Below are 3,745 nucleotides of genomic sequence, written 5' to 3' on the forward strand. Positions count from 1 at the left end.
GCAGGTGAAGCTAGAAGAGTTTATCCACTTCTACAACCACAACCGAACCCATCTTGCCCTCAACAAAGAAACACCATCCCCTCACCAACACTCCACAAACCGAGATATGGAAACTGCCACTTGCAATCCACTCCCGTGTTAGGTGGTCTATACCACACCTACTCCTGGAAACAAGCGCTTAAGAGAGACTAATCTCTTTTACGCTTCGGTTTATAACCATTGTTTGCAAGCTTTGTCTAAGTAATCTCTTCCATAGAAGAGATGGATTCCTTATGTCCTAACGATCAACGGAACACTCATTTTGGTAACAAAGTCTTTGTAAATCACTAGAAATCGATGACTTCGGTTTGTTTTTTGTCTTCAAAATCGGCCCCGTTTGCATCAAGCGTCTAACTTAACGAACAATTTGTTCGCTATTATAGTTTTGGCGAGGCTCAGGGAACAAAATCTTTGTGAATCACTAGAAATCGATGACTTCTGTTTGTTTTTTGTCTTCAAAATCGTTCCTGATTGCATCCAGCGTCTAACTTAACGAACATCTTGTTCGCTATTATGGTTTTGACGAGGCTCACTAAACTCAATTAATTAAAACTCACTCGAAATTTTAGTTTTTTCTTTTTCCCAAAGCTTCATAACCGTTTGAGCTTGATTTACCACAGTGTGCCATTCTGGATCTTCTACTATTTCCTTATCTGTATCTTTTTCTTTATAAGCCTCAAGCATAATGTATAATTTTTTTAATTCTTCTTCTAATGATACATCAATCCCATATTTGATAAGAATCTTTTCTTGTATAAAGTCACTAAAAGTTAAATCCTCAATAAGTGTACAGTATGCTTCTTCAAACGATGAAACATAATCTGGTTTATTTCCGAAAACCCAAACATCTTTTTGAAGGTTAATGTCTGAGAATTCATTAATCTTTCTGAAAACAAATCTTATCCACTCTAATTCATCCATCTAATTCATCCTAAATTGTTCTCTTGGAATATGTGCTTCAGGTTGATCTCCATCTTTTAAGGGGTTCCCATTTACATCCCTAACTTTACCATCTTTAACCCATTTCACATAAGGTGATTGTTGTGCCGGGTTTGGAGAATTTGGATTTCCGGGCATTACTCTAATATTATTGCCTCTTTCATTTTTTGGATCATAAAACCTAGTTCCATTATTTTTTTTATTTGAAGGATCAGTTAGCCACCCTGCGGGGATTTGATTCCTAACCGTACCATTTGGATCACCTGGGTATAATCTGTTTTGATCGATTGGAGTAGAAGTAGATAAACGAGATTTATTATTACCTATTGGGGCTAAATATGAATCTACATCCTTTCGATTCAAAGGATCTAAACCTTGTTTCCTCATCTCTTCTGCTTCTATTGGAGATACATCCAAATATCTTCCTGGATCTCCTTGGAGTTTATTCTTAGATCCATTAGAATCATTTTGATTTCCATTACCCATTATTGAATCATAGATAATTCCACCTGTAATACCAACGGCTGCAATGCCAAGAATCGTATATGCTCCGGCCATAAGTGGTCTTTGTAATTGAGGTGGCAATTTTGCGGTTTGGAGTGACGCTGCTTCTGCTGCTTGAACAAGTATTTTATAATCTTCAACGCCCCGATTATGCACCCAAACCCCGACTTCCCCTACGAAGTAGGTATGATACTCTGCCACCTCAAAGTTATAAACTGTCTCTTCCCGCTCATCAATGGTGATGTCGGTTATAACCAGTTCCTTTCCGTCAGCACCAAGAGCCACATCCCCAGGATGTAAATCTTTTGCCTCTACCCAATCAGTAGTTTCTATAGAGAACTTCTCTAAGGCATGACCTTGGTTTTTCACACGGAACGGGTGGTTCCAAGTGGTTTCTAGAGTTGTTCCATCAGTAAAGGAAACAGTGTAAATAGCTTCTGTTTGGCGGATAAAGGTCTCAACTACTTTGCGGTAAGAGACTTCGCCTGTTTCATCGGATTTAGATAGAACTTCATCCCCAACTTGGATATCTTCGATGTTCTTGAGTCCGTCTTTTGTATGAACTTTTGTGCCTGCAACGAAGCAAGTTCTTTGGTGGAATACACCTTTCTCATCTACGTAACCCATACCAGAGGATACTCTTGTTCCTAGGAAAGAAGTACCTAAGTCAGCAATAGCACCGCCCACCTTACTGAAAATAGAATCCCTGGATTGGCCCGAATCAACCACAGCATTATCTTTTTCTTTATCTCCTGGATGGTTCAGATTCCCACCTTCATCCAGTTCTTTGATCTTATCTTGGAGTTTCTTCGGATCGTTCGCATACTCTGCAAGATCTGGATTCAGCTCAATCATCGTTTTTTTGTATTTTTCGAACGACTTCTCTACAATTGCTTGTTTTGCCTTTTGGATATCTGAATCGTTCTTCGATTGGAGTTCGTCCATGCTATTGATGAACAGCGATTCTTCTTGACCCACATTGCTGTGGTTGAAGCTTAGTTTTCCACCTTCACTTATCCCTAGACTTAGGTTCTTTCCAGCGATCTCACCAGAAACAGACGCTTCAAATCCTGTTTTCGAATTAAAACTAACTGTTCCTTTCACCCCTTCCATGATTTCGCCACTCAAGGATGCGCTGAACCCACCTCGTTGCGTGAATTCTAGATTTCCTCCAACACCAGCAAATTCACCGCTAAGCTTTGCTCCAAAACCATCTTTTTGGCTAAATGTTGCGCGTGCCTCATCTGAGCCGTAAGACGCTTGGAATCCTTTTTCACGATTCCAACCTACTTCGGCACTTGTTGTGTTCGACAAGGCTCCTTGTCCTAACATTTTTCCTGCGTAAACACCAAGGCCATCTGCTTTGGAATAGTTGAGTCCCCCTCTCATTCCTCCACCTGCGGCACCAATTTGACCGGAGAAACCATCTTGTTCAGAATAGGAAAGGCCAACTTGAATGTTGCCAGTTTTAAAACCTACGCTAGTTCCAAATCCACCTTGCTGCGAATAATTAATACCAACACTTAATGGACCCACACCTGCACTGATACTTGCCCCAAAACCAGCTTGATCTGAATAACTGACTCCGACAGTGACACCTTTCACCCCAGCACCGACACTGGCACCGAAACCATCCGCGTAGGAATAGGACATTTCCAGATTGGCTCCAAACATTTGTCCACCTGCCGCAAGTCCAGTGATTGCACCTGCAGCTGCACCAAGCACCCCACCTGCGTAGGCACCTTGAACCGCTTTATATGCAGCAAGCACAAGTAGCGATGCTCCACCAGTAAACGGAGCAGCGATTACAGCAGCGACTGTGGCGATGGTATCAATCACATCCCCATTATCGTTCATGAACTTGGCAGCAGTTTTTGCGTTAATAATTCCACCAGTTGCAACAGAGACCACGCCTCCCACAGCATTGGCAAATCCATTGCCATTGAGTGCTTCCCCTTCTGCCTTGATCTCGTTGTATTTTTCCTTCATCTTAAGGATAGGATAGAACTGGTTGAAGTGGTGAGTTCCGAAGGTTCCCCCGACAGTAGGTCCAACCAAATAACCAGAGTTCTTCGCAGATTCGATCATGGCTTCTTTGCCTTTTTCATCAGCAGAGTTAAACTCAAACATCTTTTGAGGATCTGTTGCAAGCTGACCTAAAGCAGATTGTGCAGCTTGGGCGACTCGCGCCATAGCCTTTGGATCAAACATGGTTACAGCAATTTCACGGTTTTCTGATTTTTCAGGATCAAAGGTTTGTTTG

General features: G+C 41.8%; 2 protein-coding genes and 1 pseudogene. 1 reads left to right on the forward strand and 2 read right to left on the reverse strand.

Going from position 1 to position 3,745, the window contains the following annotated elements; translation table 11 throughout:
* Positions 1 to 192, forward strand: a pseudogene (locus EHQ31_RS18915) (hypothetical protein); the annotation flags it as partial.
* A gap of 393 nt (positions 193 to 585) precedes the next feature.
* On the opposite strand, the gene EHQ31_RS06515 reads toward EHQ31_RS18915, so the two are convergent.
* Positions 586 to 960, reverse strand: a complete 375-nt coding sequence (locus EHQ31_RS06515; protein WP_135568301.1) for a hypothetical protein — start codon at positions 958 to 960, stop codon at positions 586 to 588.
* A partial coding sequence (locus tag EHQ31_RS06520; protein ID WP_135582926.1) for a polymorphic toxin-type HINT domain-containing protein occupies positions 961 to 3,745 on the reverse strand: 2,785 nt, incomplete at its 5' end.

This window comes from Leptospira montravelensis (assembly GCF_004770045.1).
Lineage (GTDB): Bacteria > Spirochaetota > Leptospiria > Leptospirales > Leptospiraceae > Leptospira_A > Leptospira_A montravelensis.

Coding starts and splice junctions, on each gene's coding strand:
- EHQ31_RS06515 (WP_135568301.1), bottom strand. CDS start 960: ATGGATGAATTAGAGTGGATAAGATTTGTTTTCAGAAAGATTAATGAA.